This window comes from Pseudomonas parakoreensis (assembly GCF_021602155.1).
In the GTDB taxonomy this organism is placed as follows: domain Bacteria; phylum Pseudomonadota; class Gammaproteobacteria; order Pseudomonadales; family Pseudomonadaceae; genus Aquipseudomonas; species Aquipseudomonas parakoreensis.
The window spans coordinates 70,612-94,995 of the sequence record NZ_BQHY01000008.1 but is presented as its reverse complement, the minus strand read 5'-3'; the positions used below and the strand labels follow the sequence as shown (position 1 = coordinate 94,995).

Genomic DNA, 24,384 nt, shown 5'->3' with positions numbered 1-24,384 from the left:
GAAGTTCCAGCCAGTCTGTCTACTGGCCATCACGGCTATTCGGGCCTGGATCGCGGCTTTTACGTCGGACTGCTACTATCGCCGCTCTTTTTTTCAGCTTCAGGATCAGATTGATGAAAGTCGCCATCCTCTCCGGCTCGGTTTACGGCGCGGCCGAAGAAGTCGCCCGTCACGCGCAGAACCTGCTGAAAGACGCCGGTTTTGAAACCTTCTACAACTCGCGCGCCAGCCTGGCGGATATACAGGCGTTCGGCCCTGAAGCGATTCTCGCGGTGACCTCGACCACCGGCATGGGCGAGTTGCCGGATAACCTGCAGCCGCTCTATTTCAGCCTTCGCGATCAATTGCCGATGGCCTGGCGCGGTTTGCCCGGCGCGGTGATCGGTTTGGGCGATGCCAGTTACGGCGATACGTTCTGCGGTGGCGGCGAGCTGATGCGTGAGTTGTTCGCCGAGCTGGGCCTGCGCGAAGTACAGGAGATGCTGCGTCTGGACGCCAGCGAAAGCGTGACCCCGGAAACCGATGCCGAGCCTTGGCTGGCGCAGTTGATCGCCACGCTCAAGGGCTGATCGCGCGCTCGCGCAGAAGGGCCAGCCAGGCCTGCGCGGCTTTCGACAGGTAGGCGCCGCGACGCCAGATGAACGCGATATCCCAACGCAGATAATCTGGCGCGCGCAAGGTCAGGCGCACCACGCCCGGACGCTCCAGTGCCCGGGCGACCACGCTCGGCAACAGCACCACGCCTTGCCCGGCCGCCACCAGCGCCACGAGAAAATCCGCCTGGCCACTGCGCCCGCCTTCTTTCGGGGTAAAGCCCAATTGCTGGCACGCCTGCAATAGACGGTCATTGAGCACGAAGCTGCGCTGATACAGCAGGAACGGTGTTTCGGCCAACTCCTCCAGAGCAATTTCACCGCGCGCCGCCAGTGGATGATCCACCGGCAGCAACGCGTCGAGCTTCTCATCGCAGAACGGCTGAAAATCGAACTGCGGATCCTTGGGCTGCAAGCTGCCACCCAACTCCAGTTCTCCGCTGAGCACCGCCTGTTCCACGTTACGGCTGCCGCCCTCAAGCAATTGAATGCTGATGTTCGGATAGCGCCGTCGATATTCGGCGAACAACCCGGCGAACAACGCATCGCTGCCCAGCAGCGGCAGACCGAGGCGCAATTCGCCGCGCGCCAGTTGGCTCAGATCATCCAGTTCGCTGAGCAACTCCTGACGCAAGCGCAGCATGCCCTCGGCGTATGACAGCACCACGCTGCCCGCAGCGGTCAGGTGTAACTGGGAGCCGAGCCGTTCGAGCAACGGCGTGCCGAGACTCTGCTCCAGTTGCGCGACTTGTTTGCTCACCGCCGACTGACTGACGTGCAGGGTTTTCGCCGCCTGGGTAAAGCCGCCTTGACGCATGACTTCGACAAAACTGCGCAGCTGTTTGAATTCCATTGTCCGATTCCGTTTTGGAATAGCCATGAGTCTAACAATTCGCTTCTGGGATGGCAGGCCGCTTCGTAAAATAAGCCCCTGTAAGGAGCCCATCATGAACGCTGCGTCCCTCACGTATGTTTCCCGTCTGATAGCAGAACTGGCCGTGTTGCTCGGTCTCTATCTGCTCGGCTGCCAGATCGCCGCGTGGCTGGCCTGGCCAATCCCCGGTGGCGTTATCGGCATGGCCCTGTTGCTGCTGGCGTTCGCGTTTGGCTGGGTCAAACCGGCGGCGCTGCAACTGGGTGCCGGCTTGCTGATGGCCGAGATGCTGCTGTTCTTTATTCCGGCACTGATGAGTCTGCTCGACTACGGCGCACTGCTGCGTGATGACGGTTGGCGGATTCTGCTGGTGATTGGCGCCAGCACCCTGATGGTGATGCTGGTGACGGCCTTTACCGTGGAGTTGGCTGTGCGCCTGAGGCGGTCTCATGAAGCTTGAATGGATGCCGATGTTCTGGCTCGCTTTCACGCTGTTGGCGTATCTGTTCAGTCGCTGGATTTATCGACGCACCGGGCGTTATCTGCTGTCGCCGCTGATTCTGGTGCCGGCGCTGCTGCTGGCGCTCGCCATACCGTTGCACACGGCCTATGCCGAATACGCCAGCAACACCCATTGGCTGATGCTGGTGCTCGGGCCGGTGACGGTCGCTTTCGCGGTGCCGATCTGGCAGCAGCGACGTCTGCTGGTGCGGCACTGGTCAGCGCTGTTGCTGGGCATGCTCGCCGGCAGCGCGGCATCGATCGCTACCTCGTTTGGCCTGGCCAGGGCGCTGGCGCTGGATATCTCAGTCACGATGTCGCTGGTGCCGCGTTCGATCACCACGCCGTTCGCCATGCCGCTGGCGCAGGATCTGGGTGGCGTGCCGGAACTGACGGCCGTGTTCGTGATGTTCACCGGTGTGTTCGGTGCGATGCTCGGCGGCGTGCTGCTCAAGTGGCTGCCGCTACGCAGTGCCTTGGCGCGCGGTGCATTGTTTGGGGTTGGCGCGCACGGTGCCGGCGTCAGTCGGGCGCATGAAGTGGGCGGTGAAGAGGGCTCGGTGGCCGGGCTGGTGATGGTGCTGACGGGACTGCTCAATCTGTTCGCCGCGCCTTTGTTGGCGTCGTTGCTTTGACATGGATCCAAGCTGTTTGCATGGCTGACCCGCTCAGTCATCAAGCTGGCTGGCAATGCAACTACGTGAGCCCCGGGAGCTGACTAGACTGCTGACACGTGCCAAACAATAAGAACGCAGAGGTGCATACAGTGAGCGTAGCCCCCGTCCAGTCGCCCGTTAATGTCAAAGACCAGGTCAGTGCTGCGGAGTGGCAGACCCGGGTCGATCTCGCCGCCTGTTATCGACTGGTCGCCCTGCATGGCTGGGACGACCTGATCTTTACCCACATTTCCGCCAAGGTCCCGGGCACCGAAGACTTCCTGATCAATCCGTTCGGCTTGATGTTTCATGAGATCACCGCCTCAAGCCTGGTCAAAGTCGATCAGGCCGGCAACAAGCTCATGGACAGTCCCTACGAAATCAATCCCGCCGGTTACACCATCCATAGCGCCGTGCACGAAGTGCGGCATGACGTGGTGTGTGTACTGCACACGCACACCGCGTCCGGCGTGGCCGTTTCAGCGCAGAAACAGGGCGTGTTGCCGATCAGCCAGCAGTCGCTGTTCGTGTTGTCGAGCCTGGCCTATCACGGCTACGAAGGCGTGGCGCTGAATCACGAAGAGAAAGCGCGCTTGCAGGCCGACCTGGGCGAGAACAATTTCCTGATGCTGCACAACCACGGTCTGCTGACCTGTGGCGGCACCATCGCCGACACTTTTCTGATGATGTTCACCTTCCAGCGCGCCTGCGATATCCAGGTCATGGCGCAGACCGGCGGTACTGAACTGATCGCCATCGAACCGCAAATTCTGGCGGGCGCCAAGGCGATGATCGCCGGCGTGACCAAAAGCGCTCAAGGCATGGGCGGCGCGCTGGCCTGGCCGGCGTTGCTGCGCAAACTCGATAAACAAGACCCCGGATATAAACTCTGATGCCTCTTGCCGAGATTCCTCTGTGTGTCTGGCGCAAACGCAGCCGGACGTTTGTCTTTCGCGGCCAGTCGATCCGTTACTGGACGGCGGGGCAGGGTGAGCCGCTGTTGCTGATCCATGGCTTTCCAACGGCCAGTTGGGACTGGCACTACTTGTGGCAGCCGCTGGCCCAGCGCTATCGGGTGATCGCCTGTGACATGCTCGGTTTCGGTGATTCGGCCAAACCGTTGAGTCACAGCTACAGCCTGCTGGAACAGGCCGATTTGCAACAGGCACTGCTGGCCCATCTGCAGGTCGAGCAACCCCTGCATATTCTGGCTCACGATTACGGCGACAGCGTCGCCCAGGAACTGCTCGCGCGGCATTACGAAAACCGGCTCGCCGTCGCCAGTTGCGTGTTCCTCAACGGCGGGCTGTTCCCGGAAACCCATCGCCCGGTGTTGATGCAAAAGCTGTTGCTCAGCCCTTTGGGCTGGATGATTGGCCGGGCCTTCAGCCGTGATGCGTTGGTGAAAAGCTTTCGGCAGATTTTCGGTCCGCAGACCGGCCCCAGCGAAAGTGAGCTGGATGATTTCTGGAGCCTGATCGAGACCCATCGCGGTCCGCGCATCCTGCACAAACTGATTGGCTACATCCCCGAGCGCCGGGCGCAGCGCGACCGCTGGGTAGCGGCCATGCAGCGTGATGACATCCCGTTGCGGGTGATTGATGGCGAAGTCGATCCGGTCTCCGGTGCGCACATGGTCGAGCGTTACCGCCAGTTGATCGCGGGCGCCGACACGGTGTTGTTGCCGGGCATCGGCCACTATCCACAGATCGAGGCGCCGGTGCAGGTGCTCAAACATTATCTGGCGTTTCGTGACCGCCTGGCGTTGCCGCCGCGCAAGGTGGCGTGCTCCTGAGAGATCAAAAGATCGCAGCCTGCGGCAACTCCTGCACAAATTAATGCAGGCGCTGCCGCAGGCTGCGATCTTTTGATCTTTTGACGCCCTCATCATCCCCCACCCTTATCGCGCACCATTCAGCCTCAGCCGTATTTGTTGTGACCCAAAGCCCTGTGCCTGACACTCGGACTCAATACTGGCCTGCTGGAGTTCCTGCGATGAATGAGTCCGTACGTTTCGAAGATAAAGTCGTGATCGTCACCGGCGCCGGTGGTGGCCTGGGCCGGGCGCATGCTTTGCTGTTCGCGCGGCACGGCGCCAGAGTGCTGGTCAACGACCTCGGCGGCTCGACCCAGGGTGAGGGCGCCAACGCCTCCGCCGCCGACCGTGTGGTGGCGGAAATTCGCGAAGCCGGCGGCATTGCCGAGGCCAACCACGACTCGGTCACCGACGGCGACAAACTGGTGCAGAACGCCCTCGACGCCTTTGGCCGTGTCGACGTGGTGGTGAACAACGCCGGGATCCTGCGCGACAAGACCTTTCACAAGATGGACGACGCCGACTGGGATCTGGTCTATCGCGTTCACGTCGAAGGCGCTTACAAAGTGACCCGCGCCGCCTGGCCGCACCTGCGCGAGCAGAACTATGGCCGGGTGATCTTCACGGCATCGACCTCAGGCATCTACGGCAACTTCGGTCAGTCCAATTACGGCATGGCCAAACTCGGCCTGTACGGGTTGACCCGGACGCTGGCCATCGAAGGGCGCAAGAACAACATTCTGGTCAACGCCATCGCGCCCACTGGCGGCACACGCATGACCGAGGGGCTGATCCCGCCGCAAGTGTTCGAACAGCTGAAACCGGAACTGGTCAGCCCGCTGGTGGTGTACCTGACCAGTGAACAGTGCCAGGAAACGTCCGGTCTGTTTGAAGTCGGTGGTGGCTGGATGGGCAAGGTGCGCTGGGAGCGCAGCCTCGGCGCCGGGTTCGATCCACGCAGCGGTTTCTCTCCGGAAGACGTCGCGGCGCATTGGCAGCAGATCTGCGATTTCGAAGGCGCGGCGCATCCCAAGGACAACATTGAAGCGCTGAAGGAAATGATGGCGAATCTGCAGAAGTATTCACTGTGACATCTGCCATGACCGTCAAGCGACCTGTCCCGCCGGCATAAATACCGCCCATAAAAAAGGCCGCTGCAAACGCAGCGGCCAAGGTAAGACGTTGGATCAAGGAGCTACAAATCAACGTCAGTGAACACCGGGGCGATCAATCGAAGCATCGACTCATCTGAAATCGGTCAGCGCTGGCGCGAGTTGCTCGGCAGCCAAGGCCGGGGCTTTGCGGCGTGTGCCGTGAAAGCCCGCTCAGAATAAGCACTTGAGATCGAAGGAAACAGAGCGATTCCGGACATGCACTGTTACGGGGCATGCAACAGTCGTGTCCGGCTACGCTATTGGGTCACTGAAGGGATTGTGGCTGTTGTTTCAAGGGCGCAGGTCGTCGGCCTGATAGCCCATGCGCCAACTGACGGCGCGTGCCGCCGCCAGCAATCGCCGGGCGGCCGGGCCGTTTTCATCGGCGTGGAACAATGAAGTCGGGCCGACAATCGTCAGTACCGCTGCGATCTGCCCGACGGCGTTGAACACTGGCGCCGACAACGCATCCACGCCCGGCATCAACAAACCGTGCACATGATGCAGACCGCGTTCACGGATCTGTTCACACAGGCTGACGTAGTTTTTTTCATCGGCCAGCGGATGGTCGGCGATGGCGGTTTCCAGTACGCGCAGTTCATCGGTTTCGCGATGCGGCAGATAGGCACTGAACACCAAGCCAGTGGATGAACTGAGCAGCGGTAATACCGAACCCAATTGCGTGACCACCGTCACCGCGCGCACCGCCGGCTCGATGTGCACCACGGTCGCGCCCTGATTGCCCCACACCGCCAGAAAGCAGGTTTCATTCAGTTCATCACGCAACTCCGACAGCGGCAGGGCGGCGACTTTCAGCACGTCCATACTGTTCAGGGCTGCCAGGCCCACGCGCAACGCTTCACGGCCGAGTCCGTAATGGTTGGTGGCGGCGTTCTGCTCGGCGAAACCACTGGCGATCAGGGCCTGAAGATAACGGTGCACCTTGCTCGCCGGCATCTGCACATGTTCGGCCAGCCGCGACAACGAGGTGGAGGGCGACAACTCGGCCAACGCCTTGAGGATGTCGGTGCCGACCTCGGCGGAGCGGACTTTCTGTTTGCCGTTGCTGTCGCTGGTTTTTTCCATGGTGCGGCCGGGATCCGAAAACGAATGGGCGTCTTTATAGCTTGACGCTGGTTAGCGAGCAAATTACGTTATGCGTAATCGAATTACGATAATAACAACCCCGGCGTGCGCAAAGCTCTGAGCCAGAGCGATGGGCCACTGCCGACTCCCTGTTCAGGAGGCTCCATGAACCTCGATTCAAACGCGTCGGCGCTGGCGTACCAGTCCGGTTTCGGCAACGAATTTTGCAGTGAAGCGTTGCCCGGCGCCTTGCCCATCGGCCAGAACTCCCCGCAAAAAGCGCCCTACGGCCTCTACACCGAATTGCTCTCCGGCACGGCGTTCACCATGACCCGCAGTGAAGCGCGACGTACGTGGTTGTACCGGATTCAACCGTCGGCCAATCACCCGGCGTTCGTCAAACTGGAGCGGCAACTGGCTGGCGGCCCGCTGGGTGACGTAACCCCGAATCGTCTGCGCTGGAATCCACTGCAAATGCCCGCCGAGCCGACCGACTTCATCGACGGCCTGGTCGGTATGGTCGCCAACTCGGCAGCGGAAAAACCGGCCGGCATCAGCATCTATAACTACGCCGCCAATCGCTCGATGGATCGGGTGTTCTACAACGCCGACGGCGAACTGCTGCTGGTGCCGCAACTCGGGCGACTGCGGATTGCCACCGAACTCGGTGTGCTCGAAGTCGCGCCGCTGGAAATCGCCGTGTTGCCACGCGGTCTGAAATTCCGCGTCGAACTGCTTGATCCGCAGGTGCGCGGTTACGTTGCCGAGAACCACGGCGCGCCGCTGCGCCTGCCGGACCTGGGGCCGATCGGCAGCAACGGTCTGGCCAATCCACGGGACTTCCTCGCGCCGGTCGCTGCCTACGAAAACCTGCAGCAGCCGACGACGCTGGTGCAGAAATTCCTTGGCCAGTTGTGGGGCACCCAACTCGATCATTCGCCGCTGAACGTGGTCGCCTGGCACGGCAACAACGTGCCGTACAAATACGATCTGCGCCGTTTCAACACCATTGGCACCGTGAGTTTCGATCATCCTGACCCATCGATTTTCACCGTGCTGACCTCGCCGACCAGCGTGCATGGCATGGCCAACCTCGACTTCGTGATCTTCCCGCCACGCTGGATGGTCGCCGAGAACACCTTCCGTCCACCGTGGTTCCATCGCAACCTGATGAACGAGTTCATGGGCCTGATCCACGGCGAATACGACGCCAAGGCTGAAGGCTTTGTGCCCGGCGGTGCCTCGCTGCACAGCTGCATGAGTGCCCACGGCCCGGACGGCGAAACCTGCACCAAAGCGATCAACGCCGAACTCAAACCAGCGAAGATCGACAACACCATGGCCTTCATGTTCGAGACCAGTCAGGTGCTGCGTCCAAGCCGTTTCGCCCTCGACTGCCCGCAACTGCAATCCAATTACGACGCCTGCTGGGCCACGCTGCCCGCCACGTTCGACCCGACCCGGAGATAACCCATGACTCAGACTTCCATCACCCGCAGCTGGGTTGCTTCGGCCAACGGCCACGCGGATTTCCCGTTGCAGAACCTGCCGCTGGGCGTATTCAGCATCAACGGCTCGGCGCCGCGCGCGGGCGTGGCGATTGGCGAACACATTTTCGATCTGCAAGTGGCGCTTGAAGCCGGTCTGTTTGACGGTGCCGCGCGCAGTGCGGTCGAGGCCATGCACGGCGGCCTGTTGAACGCCTTCTTCGACCTCGGTCGCGAAGCCCGTGTCGCCTTGCGTACGCGCTTGCTGGAACTGTTCAGCGAGGGCAGCAGCCATCGCGGCGCCATCGAAGCCCAAGGCGCAAAACTGCTGCCCTTGGCTGCCGATTGCCAGATGCACCTGCCGGCCCGCATCAGCGATTACACCGACTTCTACGTCGGCATCGAACACGCGCAGAACGTCGGCAAACTGTTCCGCCCGGACAACCCGTTGTTGCCGAACTACAAGCACGTGCCGATCGGCTATCACGGTCGCGCCTCCACCGTGCGCGCCTCCGGTACCGACGTGCGCCGCCCCAAAGGCCAGACCCTGCCAGCCGGTGCCAGCGAGCCGACCTTCGGCCCGTGCGCACGACTGGACTACGAGCTGGAACTGGGCATCTGGATCGGTCAGGGCAACGACATGGGCGAGCCGATTGCGATTGGTGACGCGGCTGATCACATTGCCGGTTTCTGCCTGCTCAACGACTGGTCGGCCCGCGATATCCAGGCCTGGGAATACCAGCCGCTGGGCCCGTTCCTGTCCAAGAGTTTTATCACCAGCGTCTCACCGTGGGTGGTGACGGCCGAAGCGCTGGAGCCTTTCCGCACAGCACAACCGGCGCGCCCTGAAGGTGATCCGCAGCCGCTGCCTTACCTGTTCGACAAGCGCGATCAGGAGGGCGGTGCCTTTGACATCGAACTGGAAGTGCTGCTGCTCACCGAAGCCATGCGCGAGCAGAATCTGCCGGCTCATCGCCTGACCCTGAGCAACACGCGCTACATGTACTGGACCGTCGCACAAATGGTCGCGCATCACAGCGTCAACGGCTGCCAGTTGCAGGCCGGTGACCTGTTCGGTTCGGGCACTTTGTCCGGTCCGCAAAGCGGTCAGTTCGGCAGCCTGCTGGAAATCACCGAGGGCGGTAAAAAGCCGATCGAACTGGCTTCCGGCGAAGTGCGCAAATTCCTCGAAGACGGTGATGAAATCATCCTGCGCGCGCGTTGCGCCCGGGACGGTTTTGCCTCGATCGGCTTCGGCGAATGCCGCGGCACAGTGCTGGCGGCGCGCTGACAGGAGCGGCTCATGGATCTCTACACCTATTACCGTTCCACCTCGTCGTACCGGGTGCGTATCGCTCTGGCGCTGAAGGGGCTCGACTACAACGCGCTGCCGGTCAACCTGATTGCGCCGTCCGGGGGCGAGCATCGGCAGGCGGCGTATCTGGCGATCAATCCGCAGGGCCGGGTGCCGGCTTTGCGTACGGATGACGGCGAGTTGCTGATTCAGTCGCCAGCGATCATCGAGTACCTGGAAGAGCGTTATCCACAGCAGCCGCTGCTGCCGGAAGACCTCGCCGCCCGCGCCCATGTGCGTGGCGTCGCGGCGGTGATTGGCTGCGATGTGCATCCGCTGCACAACGTCAGCGTGCTCAATCGTCTGCGCCAGCTGGGCCACGAAGAGCCGCAGGTGGTGGAGTGGATTGCGCACTGGATCAGTCAGGGGCTGGCGACCGTCGAGCAGTTGATCGGCGACAGCGGTTTCTGTTTCGGCGAGTGGCCGTGTGTGGCGGACGTGTACCTGATTCCACAGTTGTACGCAGCGCAGCGCTTCGGTGTTTCGCTGGAGGCTTATCCACGGATTTGTCGCGTAGCCGCGTTGGCGGCTGAGCATCCGGCGTTCATCAAGGCGCATCCGGCCAACCAGCCCGATACACCGTAAGACCCTGTGGGCGCGAGCCTGCTGGCGAAGAGGTCGTATCAGCAGACATTCTTTTAGCTGGCACACCGCTTTCGCGAGCAGGCTCGCTCCCACATGGGGTCCGTGTTGCCCCTAAAAAATCATAAAAACAAAACAGGTACCTTGCGATGCACAACCAGATTGCCAGCTTCCGGGCGGCACTCGACGCCCGTCCTGTGTCCCGCTATCAGTGGTTGCTCTTGATCCTGCTCGCCTTGTTGCTGGTCACCGACGGCTACGACGCCCAGGTGCTCGGTTATGTGGTGCCGGCCCTGGCGCAGGACTGGGGCCTGGAGAAAGCCGCCTTCGGGCCGGTTTTCAGTGCCAACCTGTTGGGCCTGACCCTTGGTTCGCTCGCGGTGACGCCGCTGGCTGACCGCTTCGGCGTGCGGCGGATTCTGCTGGCGTGCGTGCTGATCTACGCCACCCTCACGGTGCTGATGGTGTTCGCCGATTCCCTGAATACCCTGATGATCGCGCGCTTTATCTGCGGCATCGGCATGGGCGGGGCGATGCCCAGTGCCATGGCCCTGATGTCGGAGTATTCGCCGCCGCGCCTGCGCACCTTGATGGTCACGCTGGCCGCTTGCGGCTTTTCCTTTGGCGGTGCGGCGGGTGGTTTTGTTGCGGCGGGCTTCATTGATCGCTTTGGCTGGCAAGCGGTGTTCCTTGCCGGTGGTGTCACGCCGCTGCTGCTGTTTCCGTTTCTGTGGTGGATGCTGCCGGAATCGCTGCCGCGACTGCTGCGCGATGCACCGCCCTATGCGCGCCTGCGCAAAGTCACCGCGCGAATGCTGCCGGACTGGCAGCCACCGGCCGCCTCGGTCGAGCAGAACGAGCGCGAGCAGGGCAGCAAACTGACCGTGGTCGAGCTGTTCCGCAACGGTTATGCACGACCGACCCTGCTGATCTGGGCGACGTTTTTTGTCAGCCTGATTCTGCTGTATTTCATGATCAGCTGGCTGCCGACGCTGTTGCTCGAAAGCGGTCTGAAACTCAATGAAGCCAACCTGGTGACCTCGATGTTCCTGTTCGCCGGCACCTTGGGCGCGGTGTGCATGGCGTGGTTCGCTGACCGGCTCAAGCGCAAGGTACGCCTGCTCTGCGCAGTGTTGGCCGGGGCGGCTGTGTGCACGATTCTGCTGGGCCTGAATCACGACAATCCGCGCTATCTGGTGGCCTGCGTGTTTGCCGCCGGGTTCTGCATCATCGGTGGGCAACTGACGCTGAACGCTTTCGCCAGTAACTTCTATCCGGCGCAGGTGCGCGCCACGGGCACTGGCTGGGCGCTGGGGGTAGGGCGCTTCGGTTCGATCCTCGGGCCGCTGTTTGGCAGCCTGCTGCTGGCGATGCACATTCCGGTGGCGCAGATTTTCTTCTTCTGCGCGATTCCGGCGGTTATTGCGGCACTGCTGATCATCCAGGTGCGTTCGCCCTCAGATATCCCGCAATCCAATGTAGGGGCGAGCTTGCTCGCGAAGAACGATAACGCGGTTTAAAGGATAAACCGAGGCGACTGCTTCGCGAGCAGGCTCGCTCCCACACAGGGATTAGTGGACCACGGAATTCGGAGGCAGGTGCCCGAGCCGTTCGGTCAGGCGCAGGCGCTGGATCGGATCGTCACTGAGCAGCAACGCATGCTCCAGATCGAAACGCTCGGCGTTCGGGCAGTCGAGGCGCTGATACAGGCTGGCGCGGGCCAGATAATCGGCAGCGCTGGCACCGCCCAGTTCCAGCACGCGTTCGGCATCGATCAACGCAGCGATGTAATCCTCGTGCGCCAGATGCAACTGGCGCAGGTTGCGTGACAGGCGCTGCAGCATTTGGATTGGACTGGCGACCAATAGATGCTCGGCGTTGAGTTTCATGTGCGCGCCGTACTGACGCTGCAACAACTCGCGGCAATCATTCGGATAAAGCCGCCGACCGCCGCAGGGATCCAGCAAGTGATCAGCGCCAGGCACCCGCAGCAGGAAATGCCCGGGGAAGTTCACGCCGACCAGCGGAATCTCCAGACTGCGCGCCAGTTCCAGGGCTATCAGGGACAGGCTCAGTGGCTGGCCGCGACGGGTCTGCAACACCTTGTGCAGCAATGCGACCTGCGGGCGCAACGGCAAAAAATCATCCTGGGCGAACCCCAGATCATTCATCCGCCGCAGCAACGGCTGCGCCAGTTCGCTGACCGGCAGCATCGGCAAGCCGTAGCTGACGCGCTGTTGCAGCTCCTTGAAGTCCTGTTGCAGCGCTTCGATATCCAGGCCTTTTTCGTGCTCGGCAGCCATCCACAACGCCGCTTCGAACAGTGCGGGCGGTGAACGGTGCAGACACTCGAAAAAACGTTGGCGCGGACTCATCGAAATCTCCGGGGCATGCCTCGTTTTAGCCCCGTCCGTGCCATTCGTCCAGTACCGGCCAGGTTATGCCGCAAAGTCGCCGTTGGCGCCGACGCTTATTCCGGTGCGCTTCAGCAATTTTTGGGCGCAAGCCTATACTGGCGACTACCAGAAGTGATTCGGGAGCCTGCCGATGTTCGCTCTCATGCAAAGCACTCGCCTGGAATCGCTGCACCTCAGCGTTGACCCGGTCACCGGGTTGAAGGCGGTCATTGCCATTCATAACAGTCGCCTCGGGCCTGCCCTGGGCGGTTGCCGTTATCTTGCCTATCCCAACGACGAATCTGCAGTCGAGGACGCCATTCGCCTCGCGCAGGGCATGAGCTACAAAGCGGCGCTGGCCGGACTGGCCCAGGGCGGCGGGGTGGCAGTGATCGTACGCCCGGCGCATGTGGAAAACCGCGGTGCGCTGTTCGAGGCTTTCGGGCGCTGTATCGAGCAGCTCGACGGTCGCTACATCACCGCCATCGACAGCGGCACGTCGGTGGCGGACATGGATTGCATCGCCCAGCAGACCCGGCATGTTACCAGCACCACCTCGGCCGGTGACCCGGCACCGCACGCAGCGATGGGAGTGTTCACCGGCATTCGCGCCACCGCCATGGCGCGGCTGGGCAGCGACAATCTCGAAGGATTGCGCATAGCGATTCAGGGGCTGGGGAATGTGGGTTATGCATTGGCGGAACAACTGCATGCGGCGGGCGCCGAATTGCTGGTCAGCGACATCGATCACGGCAAGGTGCAACTGGCGATGGAGCAACTCAACGCGCATCCGATCGCCAACGATGCGTTGCTTAGCACACCGTGCGACATCCTTGCACCGTGCGGCCTCGGCGGGGTACTCAACAGCCACACAGTGACGCAACTGCGTTGCTCGGCGGTGGCGGGTTCGGCGAACAATCAGCTGACGCATCTGGATGTGGCTGATCAACTGGAGCGTCGGGGGATTCTGTATGCGCCGGATTACGTGATCAACGCGGGTGGGTTGATTTATGTTTCGCTCAAGCATCGCGGTGAGGAGCTGGGGACGATCACTGCGCACCTGTCGAAGATTTCCTCGCGACTGACCGAAGTGTTTGCCCATGCGCAGGCCGAGAAACGCTCGCCGGCGCGGGTGGCGGATGAGTTGGCGGAGAAAGTCCTGTATCGCTGAAAAGCAAAAGATCGCAGCCTGCGGCAGCTCCTGCAATGGAATGCGTATTCCCTGTAGGAGCTGCCGCAGGCTGCGATCTTTTCGATTAAAACGTTGTTACTTGGCAGCTTTCGCCGCTTTTGCCGGTTTGACCGGCGCTTCATCGGATTCTGCCGGTCCAGTCTCTTCAGCCACTGGCTCGGCCGGTGCATTGATCAGCTCCGACAGCGCATCAGGCTGGCTCTTGAACGCCTTGGCAAACACATCGCGGTTCTTCGCCATGTAGATCCCGACTTCTTCAACCTGTTGCTCGTTCAGCGACGGCACGGCTTTTTGCAACACTTCGGACAGCATCTCGGCCAGTTCGAGCATTTTGTCATGACGGTCAGCTTCGGCTTTATCCATGAACAAGCGCTCCAGATCTCGGCTGCTGCGGTATACCACTTCGACGGCCATTCACCACCTCACATGCCTTCACATTTAGTTGTCTTAGCGACTACTGTATTTATATACAGCGAAAGGATAAGCGAATCCCTGCGCTTTGGGTAGTGGCTTTTCAATGTAGACCGGATTCGGCGATTTTCCTGATTCACGCCCCTCAAACAAAACGACCCGCACGCGGCGGGTCGTTGGTTTGTTTGATTTCAGAACTTGCCGCTGGCGTACCCCCCATCGATGGGCATGATCACACCCGTGACGTAAGCGGATTGATCGCTGAGCAGCCAGAGCACCGCGTTGGCCACTTCGTCCGCCGTGCCGAAGCGTTTCATCGACGTCACGTTGATTTTGCGTTGGGTGTTTTCCGGTGCGGCTTTCAGGCGTGCCTCGCTGTTCATGCCGCCGAGGATCGGTCCCGGGGCGACCGCATTGACGCGAATGCAGCCACCGTCTTCCAGCCGCGCATTTTCGATCGACGCCACTTGGGTCATGCCGTTGATCGCCTGCTTGCTGGCGACATAGGCCACTTGGCCGCCAATCGGTACCACGCCGGCGCAGGACGAGGTGTTGACGATGGCCCCGGTGCCGCGGTCGAGCATCAGTTGCAGTTCATGGCGCATGCAGTGGTAGGTGCCGTTGACGTTGATGTTCATCACCTTCATCCAGTCATCCGGGCACGATTGCGCGAGCGCTCCGTACTTGGCGGTCACGCCGGCATTGTTGAACGCGCAATCGAGGCGGCCGTAGGCCGAACGAATGCTCGCGAACGCCTGCTCGACCTGCGCCGGATCCCCGACATCGCAGGCGATGAAGCGGCAGTGTTCACCCAGCCGATCGGCCAGCGCCGCGCCTTTTTCCTCGTCCCGGCCGAACACGATCACCTCGGCGCCGGCCTTGATCAGGCGTTCGCTGACGGTCTCGCCAATGCCGCTGGTGCCGCCGGTGACCAGGCATACTTTTCCCAGAAAATCGTACATATGTCGCATCTCCTTATGCCAACGCGGGGCGTAAATATTTCGGGTTCACGCAGCAATACACCCGATCCAGTCGCGGATTGCTCTTGTCGCTGAAGCACTGGCTGTCCCACCGGCATTTGTGGATATCGGCGGAGCGGCCCTGCAGGGTTTTGTTAATCAGGTCGTTGTCGGCAAACAGCGCCCGCGACATGCCCACCCAATCGCATACGCCGTCGGCCAGCAACTGCTCGGCCTTGTCCAGACCGTCGATGAAACCGGCGTAACCCACCGGCACTGTCGCCACGGACTTTATCGCCCGCACGCCGGCTTGCAGGTAGTGGTCCATGGTCTCGGAGTGCACGATCAACTGGCCGAAGGTCGCACCCATGCACATCGAACATTCCAGCGCGGCAACGCCGGCCTGACAGAGTGCCTGCACGGTTTCCTTGATGTCCGGATATTGCAGCCCTTCCGCGCCCAGACGGTCGTCGATGCCCAGACGAATGGTGACGATCAATTGGCCCTGGGTGCGCTCGCGAATGGCCCTGACCACGTCAAGCAACAGCCGCGCGCGGTTCTCTTCGCTGCCGCCATAGCGGTCGGTGCGCTTGTTGGTGTGCGGCGAGAGAAAACTGCTCAGCAGGTAGCCGTTGGACGCCTGCAACTGCACCAGGCGTGCGCCGTTGGTCCAGGCCAGCCAGGCGGAATGGGCGAACTGCTCGATCACCAGGGCGATGTCGGTTTCGTCCATGATCCGCACGCGATAATCCGGATCAAGTTTCGACACGCGCGGGCAGGGCACGCCGCTCGGGGTCAACACGGCAACGCCGGTGTGCGTGGTGGTGCCTTGACCACCGTAATGCTGCAGTTGTACACCCACCGGCGTGTTGACCTGCTCGGCCATGGCGAACATCGCCCTGAGCGATTCACCCTGATGCGCCTCGAACAGGCCGAGCCCGGTGCTCTGCAAGCGTGACTGCGGCGAGACCGTGGCGTTGCACAGAAACGCCATGGAGCAGCCGCCCTCCATGATGCCCTGATAGAACTCGATCATGGCGGGTGTCACGCACCCGCTGTGATCGGCCAGGTCCACGCCCATCGACGCGAAGAACAGCCGATTGCGCAACTCCAGCCCGCCGGCCAGCCGCAGCGGCTCCAGCACGTGGGGATAGCGCGTCATCATGCTTCCTTCCTGTGTTCGGGCATTGCGCTGGTCTGATCGAAGGTCATCCACAGCGGTTGTCCGAGAGCGGGCGCCGGGGCCGGAGCGGTTTCTTCGTGGGAGAAGTAAGCGAACTGTTTGAGCACTTCGCGCCACTTGAAGCGCAACGGCGAATCCAGCTCTGCCAGATGCAGTTTGAGCGTGCCGGCCTTTGTCGCGTCGCTGGCGTGCAGCGATTGCAGCGGCAGACTGAGCATCCCTTCGCTTTCCAGATACAGGTAAACGTGGCCGCGCTCGGAGGCGTCGAGCGGGCTGTCGCATTGCACTTGCAGGCCGGCCATCGACAGCAGCTCCAGACGGGCGGAGAGGTGACGCCCGGAATCCAGGCGCACCAGCACTTCATGGCGTATGCCCTTGAGCGGGCGGAACCAGCAGGCCGGGTCGATGTTGATATTCCGCATGCGCTTGAACACCGGCATCTTGATCACTTCGCCATGCAGGCGAATGTCGGCCACCAGTTCGCCGCGCTGAAAGAAGCGCGCACGCTTGTCGACCTTGCGCGCCCGTGGCTGCGCCATGCCTTCGTAGTCGCCGACCAGCACATCCACCTGAAACGAAGACTCGGTGTAACGGGGAAAACTCGACAGCAGATCAACGATGGAAATCGACACCTCGCCGCGGGCGTAACCGCTGTGCTCGTAGAACTGTGCATACATCGCTTGGCGTGCCGCTTCGATCAGCATCAGGCCCGGCACGTGCTCGTGGTGCTTGCGGTAGAAAAAGTAATTGGCGGTGTCGTTGAACAGGGTGAAATACAGCAGACCCTGCTGCGGGCAGCCGTCCAGGGTTTTCAGGACATCATGCACCTGCCGGCGCTGATCGAGGCTCAGGCCGTTGTCGCAACCGGGCAGTCGAGCCAGTTTGGCTTCGGTGCTTTCCAGCACCCAGACGCCGCTGAGGATCAGGTGGTCGGTGGTCTTTTCGTAATTCGTCAGCAGCTCCGGTAGACAGTCGGACAGGCCCGCCTGTTCGAGCGCCTGCAGGTCGATGATGGTTGGCAGTGAGCGCAGCACCAGGCGCTCGCTGTCCAGCCGATAGGCCTGATTGATTATCTCCAGATCCACCGGATCAAGGTTCGCCCGTTGCACGATGGCGGCAGGCAACCAGGCCGGCAGCAAGTGGTGAGCGTCGTAAATCAGCACATCGTCGTCGTGGCCCTTGTGGACGATGTCTTTGGCAACTTTCCTGTGCATGTCGATCATGATCATCCCTCTGTGTTGAACGTTGGTTTAAGGCAGTTGCTATCCATGGCGTGAAATCGACCCACACCGAAAGGTGCTGCTCGACGCGTGTCAGCAGCTTCAGTTGATGTGTTTTTTGTTATCGCGTGTCGGACAGTTTTACTGCACCGTGATGTAGCAGGCGCCGAGGGTTCGGTTGTCCAGGACCTGTGGCGGTGCCAGCCATTTGTAGTCGATGCCGCCACGTTTGAGCAGGCGGCCGATGGCGATCGGGGACACCGACACCAGATGTGAAACACCGCAGGTTCGGGCGTACTCGAGCGTGGCCATGAACAGGCCGACGGTATTTTCGTCGGACATCACTTGTTCGTTTTTGCCGCCCTCGGCATCGAGGTCAAGTGAGGTGAAGCGCGACAGCTCCCAGATGTCATCACCGCACGGTGCAGGCTGGTCACCGAGCAACGCGGTGAACACCTCACTCAGCAAATACGGCTGGGTGGTCGGCAACAGGCGTGCGCAACCTTTGATGTTGCCGTCTTGTTCTTGCGCAACGATGTAATGGGTGCCGCTGTGGTCGAACTGATCAAACTCGAAATCGTCCGGTGTTGATAATTGCCAGCCGAGGCGTTCGACAAAGACCTGATAGCGATATTGAGCCAAGCGTTGACGCTTTACTGTCGTCAACTGGTCATAACGTCCTGACAAGTAATCCATCACAGATTCCGTTTAGTGATTGGTTGGGTGGCGATTAAAGTGCACACTGCGCTCGCAGACTACCTGTCACCCTTGACAGCTAGCGGAAACATTTGGAAATATGCTAGGCATGTTGGCAAGAGGCCGACAGCAATAACTGTGGGAAAGGAATCTCTATGTCATATTGGCAGGCTGAACTGTTGGAAAACGCCATGTCTGCAACGGATGTCGAGTTGTTGTTCGACAATATCAAGACCGTTGCCAGGCAGTTGGAGTTTGATTATGTGGCCTATGGTTCACGCAGGCTTTTTCCCATCACCAAACCTTGCCTGTTTCTCGCCAATAACTATTCGCCGGCCTGGCAAGCTGCCTATTCCGCCAATCGTTACCTGGACATCGACCCTTACGTGATGCGCGCAATGCGCAGCGTGAGACCGGTGTTGTGGGACGCGGAACTCAAGGCTCAGGCGCCCGAATTCTGGCAGGAAGCGCATGCTCATGGAATCTGCGAAGGTTGGGGGCAGACGCTGCTGAACAGCGAAACTCAAGGGCTGGTGACGTTTGCCCGGGGCAGCGAAGCGATCACCGCACTGGAACTCGAAACCAAGCAGGCAGCGCTTTCATGGCTGGCCCAGATCACCCATCTGGGCCTGACGCGCCTGCAAATGCGCGGCGCCGATTCGGTAATCCCGGTACCGATAGAACTGTCGCAAAGGGAAAAGGAAATTCTGCAATGGACCGCTGACGGAAAGTCATCGGACGATGTTTCGGTGATCCTCGGCATCAGCAAAAGGACCGTAAACTTCCATATAAACCATTGCTTGAAGAAACTCGGTTGCCAAAACAAGATTGCTGCTGCCGTTAAAGCTTCGCTGATGGGCCTGCTCTGGAAATAATTACACGAGTAATTTATTCGATAACTAACTGGTGAATTACCGGGGGAGTGTGCGCGAGTTCACAGAATGACCCGGTTAATAATATTTCATTTATAAGATAATGCCTTTTCAGTGTAACGAACTTATCAACAAACTTTAGTTGGATCGTCACAATCATTCCTGTCGACGGTGTCTGTTCAACGGTGCGACCAAACGCCACGGCGCAGGTTTCATGCCGTCTCGCCATGATGCGTGGCCTCGTTTCTGCATGGCGCACAGCGCATACGGAAAACCGTCACGTCCAACCGGCATCATCCGCTCGCATCGGGCTAAGGAACATCATCGTGAAAATCAACTGGGCCGAGAAATTGCGGCAAAACGTGCATCAACTGGCCGAGTCCCTGGGCAACCTGTTTGTCGAGACCTTCCACTACCTGGCACTGTTCGCCATCGGTGCGGTGACCGCGTGGGCGGCGGTGATGGAATTTCTCGGCATGCTCGAAGAAGGCCACATCAAGATCGATGACATTCTGTTGCTGTTCATCTATCTGGAACTGGGCGCAATGGTCGGGATTTACTTCAAGACCAACCACATGCCAGTGCGCTTTCTGATCTACGTGGCGATCACTGCGCTGACCCGCCTGCTGATCTCCAACGTCTCGCACCACAATCCGCCGGACATGGGCATCATCTACCTGTGCGGCGGCATTCTGCTGCTGGCGTTCTCGATTCTGGTGGTGCGCTACGCCTCGTCGCAATTCCCGTCGGTGAAGATCGAAAAACCGCAACGCAAACTCGGCGCCGGTTCCGGTGAACACCCCGAGATCGAGAAGGGTGAGCTTTAAAGGCCCATCGACGGCCGAGGCTGGCCATTGTTCTGCTGCGGTGGCGGGGGCAACCCGTCGCCGCTGGTCATCGCTTCGAGGATCGCCATGGCACTGTGGCCCTGTTCGATGGCGATGCCGAATTGAATGCTTTGCACCAGCCGCTTGAGCCGTAACGGGTCGTTGCGCTGTTCGGCGCTGATCATCCGTTTGGCGACGATTCGGCCGCTGTTGGACAGGGTCAGCATGATGCTGCCGTCCAGTCCTTGAATGCTCAGGTTGATCTGATAGTCCGGCGCGAAGGCATCGGTAATGATCTGAAAAGGGTTGTCCATGATGCGTCACCGCCTGATTGAACGTGCAGTTGTTGACCGGCCGTGATCGGGTTGGTTCGCCATACCGGACCATCGGCCATTCCGTGGCCTGTGTTGTTGCTTATGTAGGAGCTGCCGCAGGCTGCGATCTTTTGATCTGTGCTGCTTTGACTTCGGTCATGAAGATCAAAAGATCGCAGCCTCGTTGCACTCGTCAGCTCCTGCACAGGTCATAGCAAGGGCTGTGCCGGGAAAATTGTTGGACAATGGATACGGCATAAAAAAGGCGAGCCCATGGCTCGCCTTTGTCATTTATGGCCCGTTTCAGGGCAGAACCGAGTAGATGATCGCCGACAGTGCAATCAGGCCGATCAGCACCACGAACACGTTGGAGGCCTGTCCCGAGTACTGGCGCAAGGCTGGCACCCGGCGGATGGCGTACATCGGCATCAGGAACAACAGGCAGGCAATCACCGGCCCGCCGAGGGTTTCGATCATGCCCAGAATGCTCGGGTTGAAGGTGGCGACGGCCCAGCAACTGAGGATCATGAACAGCGCGGTCGCACGGTTCAGCCAGCTCGCCGACATCACTTTGCCACGGCCCCGCAAACTCTTGACGATCATGCCCTGAAAGCCTTCGCTGGCGCCGATGTAGTGGCCGAGGAAGGATTTGGTGATCGCCACCAGCGCAATCAGCGGTGCGGCGTAAGCGATGACCGGGGTCTGAAAGTGGTTGGCCAGGTACGACAGGATCGATATGTTCTGCGCCTTCGCTGCTGCAAGATCGGCCGGCGATAGCGCCAGTACGCAACTGAAGCAGAAGAACATCACCGTCACCACCATCATGCCGTGGGCCATGGCGAGGATGCCGCTGCTCTTGCGTTCGGCCTCCGCGCCGTAACGCTGTTTCTGATCGACCGCGAAGGCGGAGATGATCGGCGAGTGGTTGAACGAGAACACCATCACCGGGATCGCCAGCCACAGGGTCTTGAGGAACGTCGACAGCGGCATTGCCTCTTGAGCGCTGGCGAAGAACGCGCCGTTCCAGTTCGGAATCAGACTGAGGCCGAGTAACAGCAGCGCGGCGACGAACGGGTAAACCAGCACGCTCATGGCTTTGACGATCACGTTCTGGCCGCAGCGCACGATCGCCATCAGGCCGAGGATCAGCACCAGCGACAGGATTGCCCGTGGTGGCGGGGCGATGTGCAACTGGTGTTCGAGAAAACTGCTCAGGGTGTTGGTCAGCGCCACGCTGTACACCAGCAGGATCGGAAAAATCGCAAAGAAATACAGCAGGGTAATCAGCTTGCCGGCGCCGATACCGAAGTGTTCTTCGACGACTTCGGTGATGTCGCCGGAACGCCCGGACAGCACGAAGCGGGTCAGGCCTCGGTGGGCGAAGAAGGTCATCGGGAAGGCCAGCAGCGCCAGAATCAGCAACGGCCAGAAACCGCCGACGCCGGCATTGATAGGCAGGAACAATGTGCCGGCACCAATCGCGGTGCCGTACAGACCGAGCATCCAGGTGGTGTCGGATTTGCTCCAGCCCTTGTGGGCAACGTCGGTGTTGCGTGTGCGATCTACAGCGGGATTTTCGGCAGCAGGTGTACGTACATCGGTCATCGTTTTTGCCTCGTTATTATTTTTGCTCGGGCTCACGGTTGGCAGGCCGCAAGTTGCGGCCTGCCGGGGCGGTCAGGGAATGCGCGTCAGCATTCCACCCAGTTCACAGCCAGGCCGCCCCGTGAAGTCTCTTTGTATTTGTCGTGCATGTCGGCGCCGGTGTCGCGCATGGTGCGGATCACCCGGTCGAGAGAAATAAAGTGTTTGCCGTCGCCGCGCAGGGCCATTTGTGTGGCATTGATCGCCTTCACGGCGGCGATGGCATTGCGCTCGATGCACGGCACCTGCACCAGGCCGCCGACCGGGTCGCAGGTCAGGCCGAGGTTGTGTTCCAGGCCGATTTCGGCGGCGTTTTCCAGTTGTTCCGGAGTCGCACCCAGCACTTCAGCGAGGCCCGCCGCGGCCATCGCACAGGCCGAACCGACCTCGCCCTGGCAGCCGACTTCAGCGCCGGAGATCGAGGCATTTTTCTTACACAGAATGCCGACAGCGGCGGCGCCCATGAAGAACGCGACCACGTCATCGTCAGACGCGTCCGGGTTGAATTTCATGTAGTAGTGCAGCACCGCCGGAATGATCCCGGCCGCGCCATTGGTCGGCGCGGTCACCATGCGCCCGCCGGCCGCGTTCTCTTCGTTAACGGCAAGGGCGAATAGGTTGACCCACTCCATCGCCGACAGCGTTGAACTGATCACGTTCGGCTTGCCGATTTCCAGCAGGCTGCGGTGCAGTTTCGCCGCCCGGCGCGGCACATTCAGGCCGCCGGGGAGGACGCCTTCGTGGCGCAGGCCCTGTTCGACGCACTCGCGCATCACCGACCAGATGTGCAGCAAACCGTTACGGATTTCAGCGTCACTGCGCCAGGCCCGTTCGTTGGCCATCATCAGCTCCGACACGCGCAAGTTGTACTGCTTGCACAGGCTGAGCAATTCGGCGGCGCTGGAAAAATCGTACGGCAACACCACGTCGCCGGCCGGCGCCACACCGGACTCGGCTTCCGCCGCTTCGATGATGAAACCGCCGCCAATCGAGTAGTACGTTTGCGTGAACAGCTCGGCGCTTTCGCCAAAGGCTGTCAGCGACATGGCGTTGGGGTGGTAGGGCAGGCTTTGGTCCAGCAGCAGGAGATCGTGCTGCCAGTTGAAGGAAATTTCTCTCTGACCGGCCAGAAGCAACAGGCCGCTTTCGCGCAGTTGCTGGATGCGTAGGTCGATGGTCGAGGGATCAATGCTGTCCGGCCATTCGCCCATCAGGCCCATGACGGTGGCGCGGTCGGTGGCGTGGCCGACGCCGGTGGCCGACAACGAGCCGTATAAACGGATTTCCACCCGACGCACATCGTTGAGCAGGCGGTGCTCGATCAGCGCCTGGGCGAAGGTCGCAGCAGCGCGCATCGGGCCGACGGTGTGGGAACTGGACGGACCGATGCCGACTTTGAATAGATCAAAAACACTGATAGCCATGCTAAACCCTTACAAGCAATGGAGTAGGAATCGCTGCCATTTTTTGTAGGACAAGCGCAATGTCGGCGATACTGCCTACCTCGGTCCTACGTGACCAACGAAACTTCCTAAGAAAGCCTTTAGCAGGACTAAACGATGAGTCGTCAATTGCACGCCCAGACCTACGTCTGGCTGCAGGTGTTTTCCTGTGCCGCGCGGCACCTGTCGTTCACCCGTTGCGCGGAAGAGCTGCACATCACCCCGGGGGCGGTCAGTCAGCAGATTCGCCAGCTGGAAGAGCGTCTGGGCTTTCGCCTGTTTCATCGCCGGGCGCGGGGTGTCGAGTTGAGTGCGGAAGGCCAGCGGCTGGCCATCACCGTCAATGAGGCCTACGGCAACATCGATGCTGAATTGCGTCGTCTGGATGCCGGGATGATCAGCGGGATTTTGCGCGTGCGTTCGATTCCGTCGTTCCTGAGCAAATGGCTGACTCCGCGTCTGCCGCGCCTGCAACAGCGCTATCCGGACATCCAGTTACGGCTGGTGGCCGAGGACAGCAGCGTGCCGTTGCACGAGGGTGACTTCGATTTGGCGATCGATCTGAACGACGGCAGCTATCCGGGGCTGTTATCCACAGCCTTGCTCGATGAGCAGATTTTTCCGGTGTGTGCGCCGAGCCTGTTGCGCGGGCGCCCGCCGCTGCATGGGCCGGCGGATCTGGTGCATTTCCCGTTGTTGCACGACATCACCGCCTGGCGCGGCAGTTATGAATACGCGGAGTGGGAGTTCTATCTGAATGCGATTGGCTTTGAAGGCGCCGACGTGCGGCGGGGGCACACGTTCAATCGCAATCACCTGACCATCGAAGCGGCTATCGCCGGTATGGGCGTGGCGATTGCCCGGCGCACGTTGCTCAACGATGAGCTGGAGCGCGGGACGTTGATCGTGCCGTTCGGGCTGTCGGTGCCTAACCACAAGCGCTATGTATTGCTCTATGCGCCGGGGGCGTTGAGCCATCCGGGCGTGCGCGCAGTGCATGACTGGCTGGTGGAGGAAGCGGGGATTTTCCGCAGTTTGCATCCGTTGAACGACGGGCAATTATGAGCAGATTTTGCAGGGTTGCGAGGCAACCCAACTCCCGACCTTACCAGTGACTTGCTCGGT

Annotated in this window: 24 protein-coding genes and 1 pseudogene; 14 read left to right on the top strand and 11 right to left on the bottom strand. The window is 60.7% G+C overall.

Annotated elements, in window-relative coordinates; genetic code table 11:
* The first annotated feature begins 113 nt into the window (after positions 1-113).
* A complete protein-coding gene (locus tag L6D63_RS14225) occupies positions 114-569 on the top strand; it encodes a flavodoxin (protein WP_041073948.1) in 456 nt (151 codons plus the stop codon).
* Here the strand turns inward: L6D63_RS14225 and L6D63_RS14220 are convergent.
* Positions 559-1,446, bottom strand: a complete 888-nt coding sequence (locus L6D63_RS14220; protein ID WP_131671461.1) for a LysR family transcriptional regulator — start codon at positions 1,444-1,446, stop codon at positions 559-561. The two genes, L6D63_RS14225 and L6D63_RS14220, sit on opposite strands and share 11 nt — an antisense overlap.
* 94 nt (positions 1,447-1,540) lie before the next feature.
* Here L6D63_RS14220 and L6D63_RS14215 point away from each other — a divergent pair, with 94 nt between their 5' ends.
* The 5 genes from L6D63_RS14215 (at position 1,541) to L6D63_RS14195 (ending at position 5,531) form a co-directional block, all read left to right on the top strand.
* Positions 1,541-1,927 carry a CidA/LrgA family protein gene (locus L6D63_RS14215; protein WP_041073952.1) on the top strand — a complete coding sequence of 129 codons (387 nt, stop codon included), beginning with the start codon at positions 1,541-1,543 and terminating at the stop codon, positions 1,925-1,927.
* The gene (locus L6D63_RS14210; RefSeq protein WP_047291768.1) at positions 1,917-2,603 is read left to right on the top strand and encodes an LrgB family protein; all 687 of its coding nucleotides are present in this window, start codon (positions 1,917-1,919) and stop codon (positions 2,601-2,603) included. The genes L6D63_RS14215 and L6D63_RS14210 overlap by 11 nt, the downstream gene beginning before the upstream one ends.
* 131 nt (positions 2,604-2,734) lie before the next feature.
* Entirely contained in the window at positions 2,735-3,517 is a 783-nt protein-coding gene (locus L6D63_RS14205; RefSeq protein ID WP_131671462.1) for a class II aldolase/adducin family protein, read from the top strand.
* Positions 3,517-4,419, top strand: coding sequence for an alpha/beta fold hydrolase (locus L6D63_RS14200; RefSeq protein WP_047291773.1), 903 nt, complete (start codon positions 3,517-3,519; stop codon positions 4,417-4,419). Before L6D63_RS14205 ends, L6D63_RS14200 begins: the two co-directional genes overlap by 1 nt.
* Positions 4,420-4,619: 200 nt before the next feature.
* Positions 4,620-5,531: an SDR family oxidoreductase gene (locus L6D63_RS14195; protein WP_047291775.1), complete on the top strand. Its 912-nt coding sequence runs from the start codon at positions 4,620-4,622 to the stop codon at positions 5,529-5,531.
* A 354-nt stretch (positions 5,532-5,885) separates the two neighbouring features.
* On the opposite strand, the gene L6D63_RS14190 is transcribed toward L6D63_RS14195, so the two are convergent.
* Positions 5,886-6,680, bottom strand: a complete 795-nt coding sequence (locus tag L6D63_RS14190; protein ID WP_047291777.1) for an IclR family transcriptional regulator — start codon at positions 6,678-6,680, stop codon at positions 5,886-5,888.
* 165 nt (positions 6,681-6,845) lie between these two features.
* Between L6D63_RS14190 and hmgA the strand changes: the two genes are divergently transcribed.
* From hmgA to L6D63_RS14170, 4 genes are all read left to right on the top strand, one after another.
* Positions 6,846-8,150, top strand: a complete 1,305-nt coding sequence (gene hmgA, locus L6D63_RS14185; RefSeq protein ID WP_121183748.1) for a homogentisate 1,2-dioxygenase — start codon at positions 6,846-6,848, stop codon at positions 8,148-8,150.
* A 3-nt stretch (positions 8,151-8,153) separates the two neighbouring features.
* A complete protein-coding gene (fahA, locus tag L6D63_RS14180; protein ID WP_131671463.1) occupies positions 8,154-9,458 on the top strand; it encodes a fumarylacetoacetase in 1,305 nt (434 codons plus the stop codon).
* 12 nt (positions 9,459-9,470) lie between these two features.
* Positions 9,471-10,106 (top strand): maleylacetoacetate isomerase, encoded by a 636-nt coding sequence (maiA, locus tag L6D63_RS14175; protein ID WP_095667471.1) that lies wholly within the window; start codon positions 9,471-9,473, stop codon positions 10,104-10,106.
* Between the two features lie 146 nt (positions 10,107-10,252).
* Positions 10,253-11,623, top strand: a complete 1,371-nt coding sequence (locus L6D63_RS14170) for an MFS transporter (protein ID WP_131671464.1) — start codon at positions 10,253-10,255, stop codon at positions 11,621-11,623.
* A 51-nt stretch (positions 11,624-11,674) separates the two neighbouring features.
* Here L6D63_RS14170 and L6D63_RS14165 read toward each other — a convergent pair whose 3' ends face one another.
* A complete protein-coding gene (locus tag L6D63_RS14165; RefSeq protein WP_131671465.1) occupies positions 11,675-12,478 on the bottom strand; it encodes a SirB1 family protein in 804 nt (267 codons plus the stop codon).
* Positions 12,479-12,650: 172 nt separating this feature from the next.
* On the opposite strand from L6D63_RS14165, the gene L6D63_RS14160 reads away from it, so the two are divergent.
* Positions 12,651-13,670, top strand: coding sequence for a Glu/Leu/Phe/Val dehydrogenase family protein (locus tag L6D63_RS14160; RefSeq protein ID WP_047291790.1), 1,020 nt, complete (start codon positions 12,651-12,653; stop codon positions 13,668-13,670).
* A gap of 180 nt (positions 13,671-13,850) precedes the next feature.
* On the opposite strand, the pseudogene L6D63_RS14155 reads toward L6D63_RS14160, so the two are convergent.
* The 5 genes and pseudogenes from L6D63_RS14155 to L6D63_RS14135 all read right to left on the bottom strand — a co-directional run.
* Positions 13,851-14,105: pseudogene (locus tag L6D63_RS14155) on the bottom strand (YebG family protein); the annotation flags it as partial.
* Positions 14,106-14,293: 188 nt separating this feature from the next.
* Positions 14,294-15,064 (bottom strand): SDR family NAD(P)-dependent oxidoreductase, encoded by a 771-nt coding sequence (locus L6D63_RS14150; RefSeq protein WP_131671466.1) that lies wholly within the window; start codon positions 15,062-15,064, stop codon positions 14,294-14,296.
* A gap of 13 nt (positions 15,065-15,077) precedes the next feature.
* Complete coding sequence (locus L6D63_RS14145) at positions 15,078-16,226, bottom strand: oxidoreductase (protein WP_047291796.1); 1,149 nt, start codon at positions 16,224-16,226, stop codon at positions 15,078-15,080.
* Positions 16,223-17,467 (bottom strand): AfsA-related hotdog domain-containing protein, encoded by a 1,245-nt coding sequence (locus L6D63_RS14140; protein ID WP_131671467.1) that lies wholly within the window; start codon positions 17,465-17,467, stop codon positions 16,223-16,225. Before L6D63_RS14140 ends, L6D63_RS14145 begins: the two co-directional genes overlap by 4 nt.
* A gap of 138 nt (positions 17,468-17,605) precedes the next feature.
* Positions 17,606-18,160: an acyl-homoserine-lactone synthase gene (locus tag L6D63_RS14135; protein WP_047291800.1), complete on the bottom strand. Its 555-nt coding sequence runs from the start codon at positions 18,158-18,160 to the stop codon at positions 17,606-17,608.
* Between the two features lie 155 nt (positions 18,161-18,315).
* On the opposite strand from L6D63_RS14135, the gene L6D63_RS14130 reads away from it, so the two are divergent.
* Both L6D63_RS14130 and L6D63_RS14125 read left to right on the top strand, forming a co-directional pair.
* Entirely contained in the window at positions 18,316-19,035 is a 720-nt protein-coding gene (locus tag L6D63_RS14130) for an autoinducer binding domain-containing protein (RefSeq protein ID WP_095667466.1), read from the top strand.
* Positions 19,036-19,358: 323 nt separating this feature from the next.
* Positions 19,359-19,859: a phosphate-starvation-inducible protein PsiE gene (locus tag L6D63_RS14125; RefSeq protein WP_003221775.1), complete on the top strand. Its 501-nt coding sequence runs from the start codon at positions 19,359-19,361 to the stop codon at positions 19,857-19,859.
* On the opposite strand, the gene L6D63_RS14120 is transcribed toward L6D63_RS14125, so the two are convergent.
* The 3 genes from L6D63_RS14120 to L6D63_RS14110 form a co-directional block, all read right to left on the bottom strand.
* Entirely contained in the window at positions 19,856-20,173 is a 318-nt protein-coding gene (locus tag L6D63_RS14120) for a DUF3509 domain-containing protein (RefSeq protein WP_047291805.1), read from the bottom strand. The two genes, L6D63_RS14125 and L6D63_RS14120, sit on opposite strands and share 4 nt — an antisense overlap.
* A 303-nt stretch (positions 20,174-20,476) precedes the next feature.
* Positions 20,477-21,778: an HAAAP family serine/threonine permease gene (locus L6D63_RS14115; RefSeq protein WP_131671468.1), complete on the bottom strand. Its 1,302-nt coding sequence runs from the start codon at positions 21,776-21,778 to the stop codon at positions 20,477-20,479.
* Positions 21,779-21,864: 86 nt separating this feature from the next.
* The gene (locus tag L6D63_RS14110) at positions 21,865-23,241 is read right to left on the bottom strand and encodes an L-serine ammonia-lyase (RefSeq protein WP_131671469.1); all 1,377 of its coding nucleotides are present in this window, start codon (positions 23,239-23,241) and stop codon (positions 21,865-21,867) included.
* Positions 23,242-23,376: 135 nt separating this feature from the next.
* Between L6D63_RS14110 and L6D63_RS14105 the strand changes: the two genes are divergently transcribed.
* On the top strand, positions 23,377-24,324 hold the full coding sequence (locus L6D63_RS14105) for a LysR substrate-binding domain-containing protein (RefSeq protein WP_047291811.1): 948 nt from the start codon (positions 23,377-23,379) through the stop codon (positions 24,322-24,324).
* Positions 24,325-24,384 lie beyond the last annotated feature (60 nt).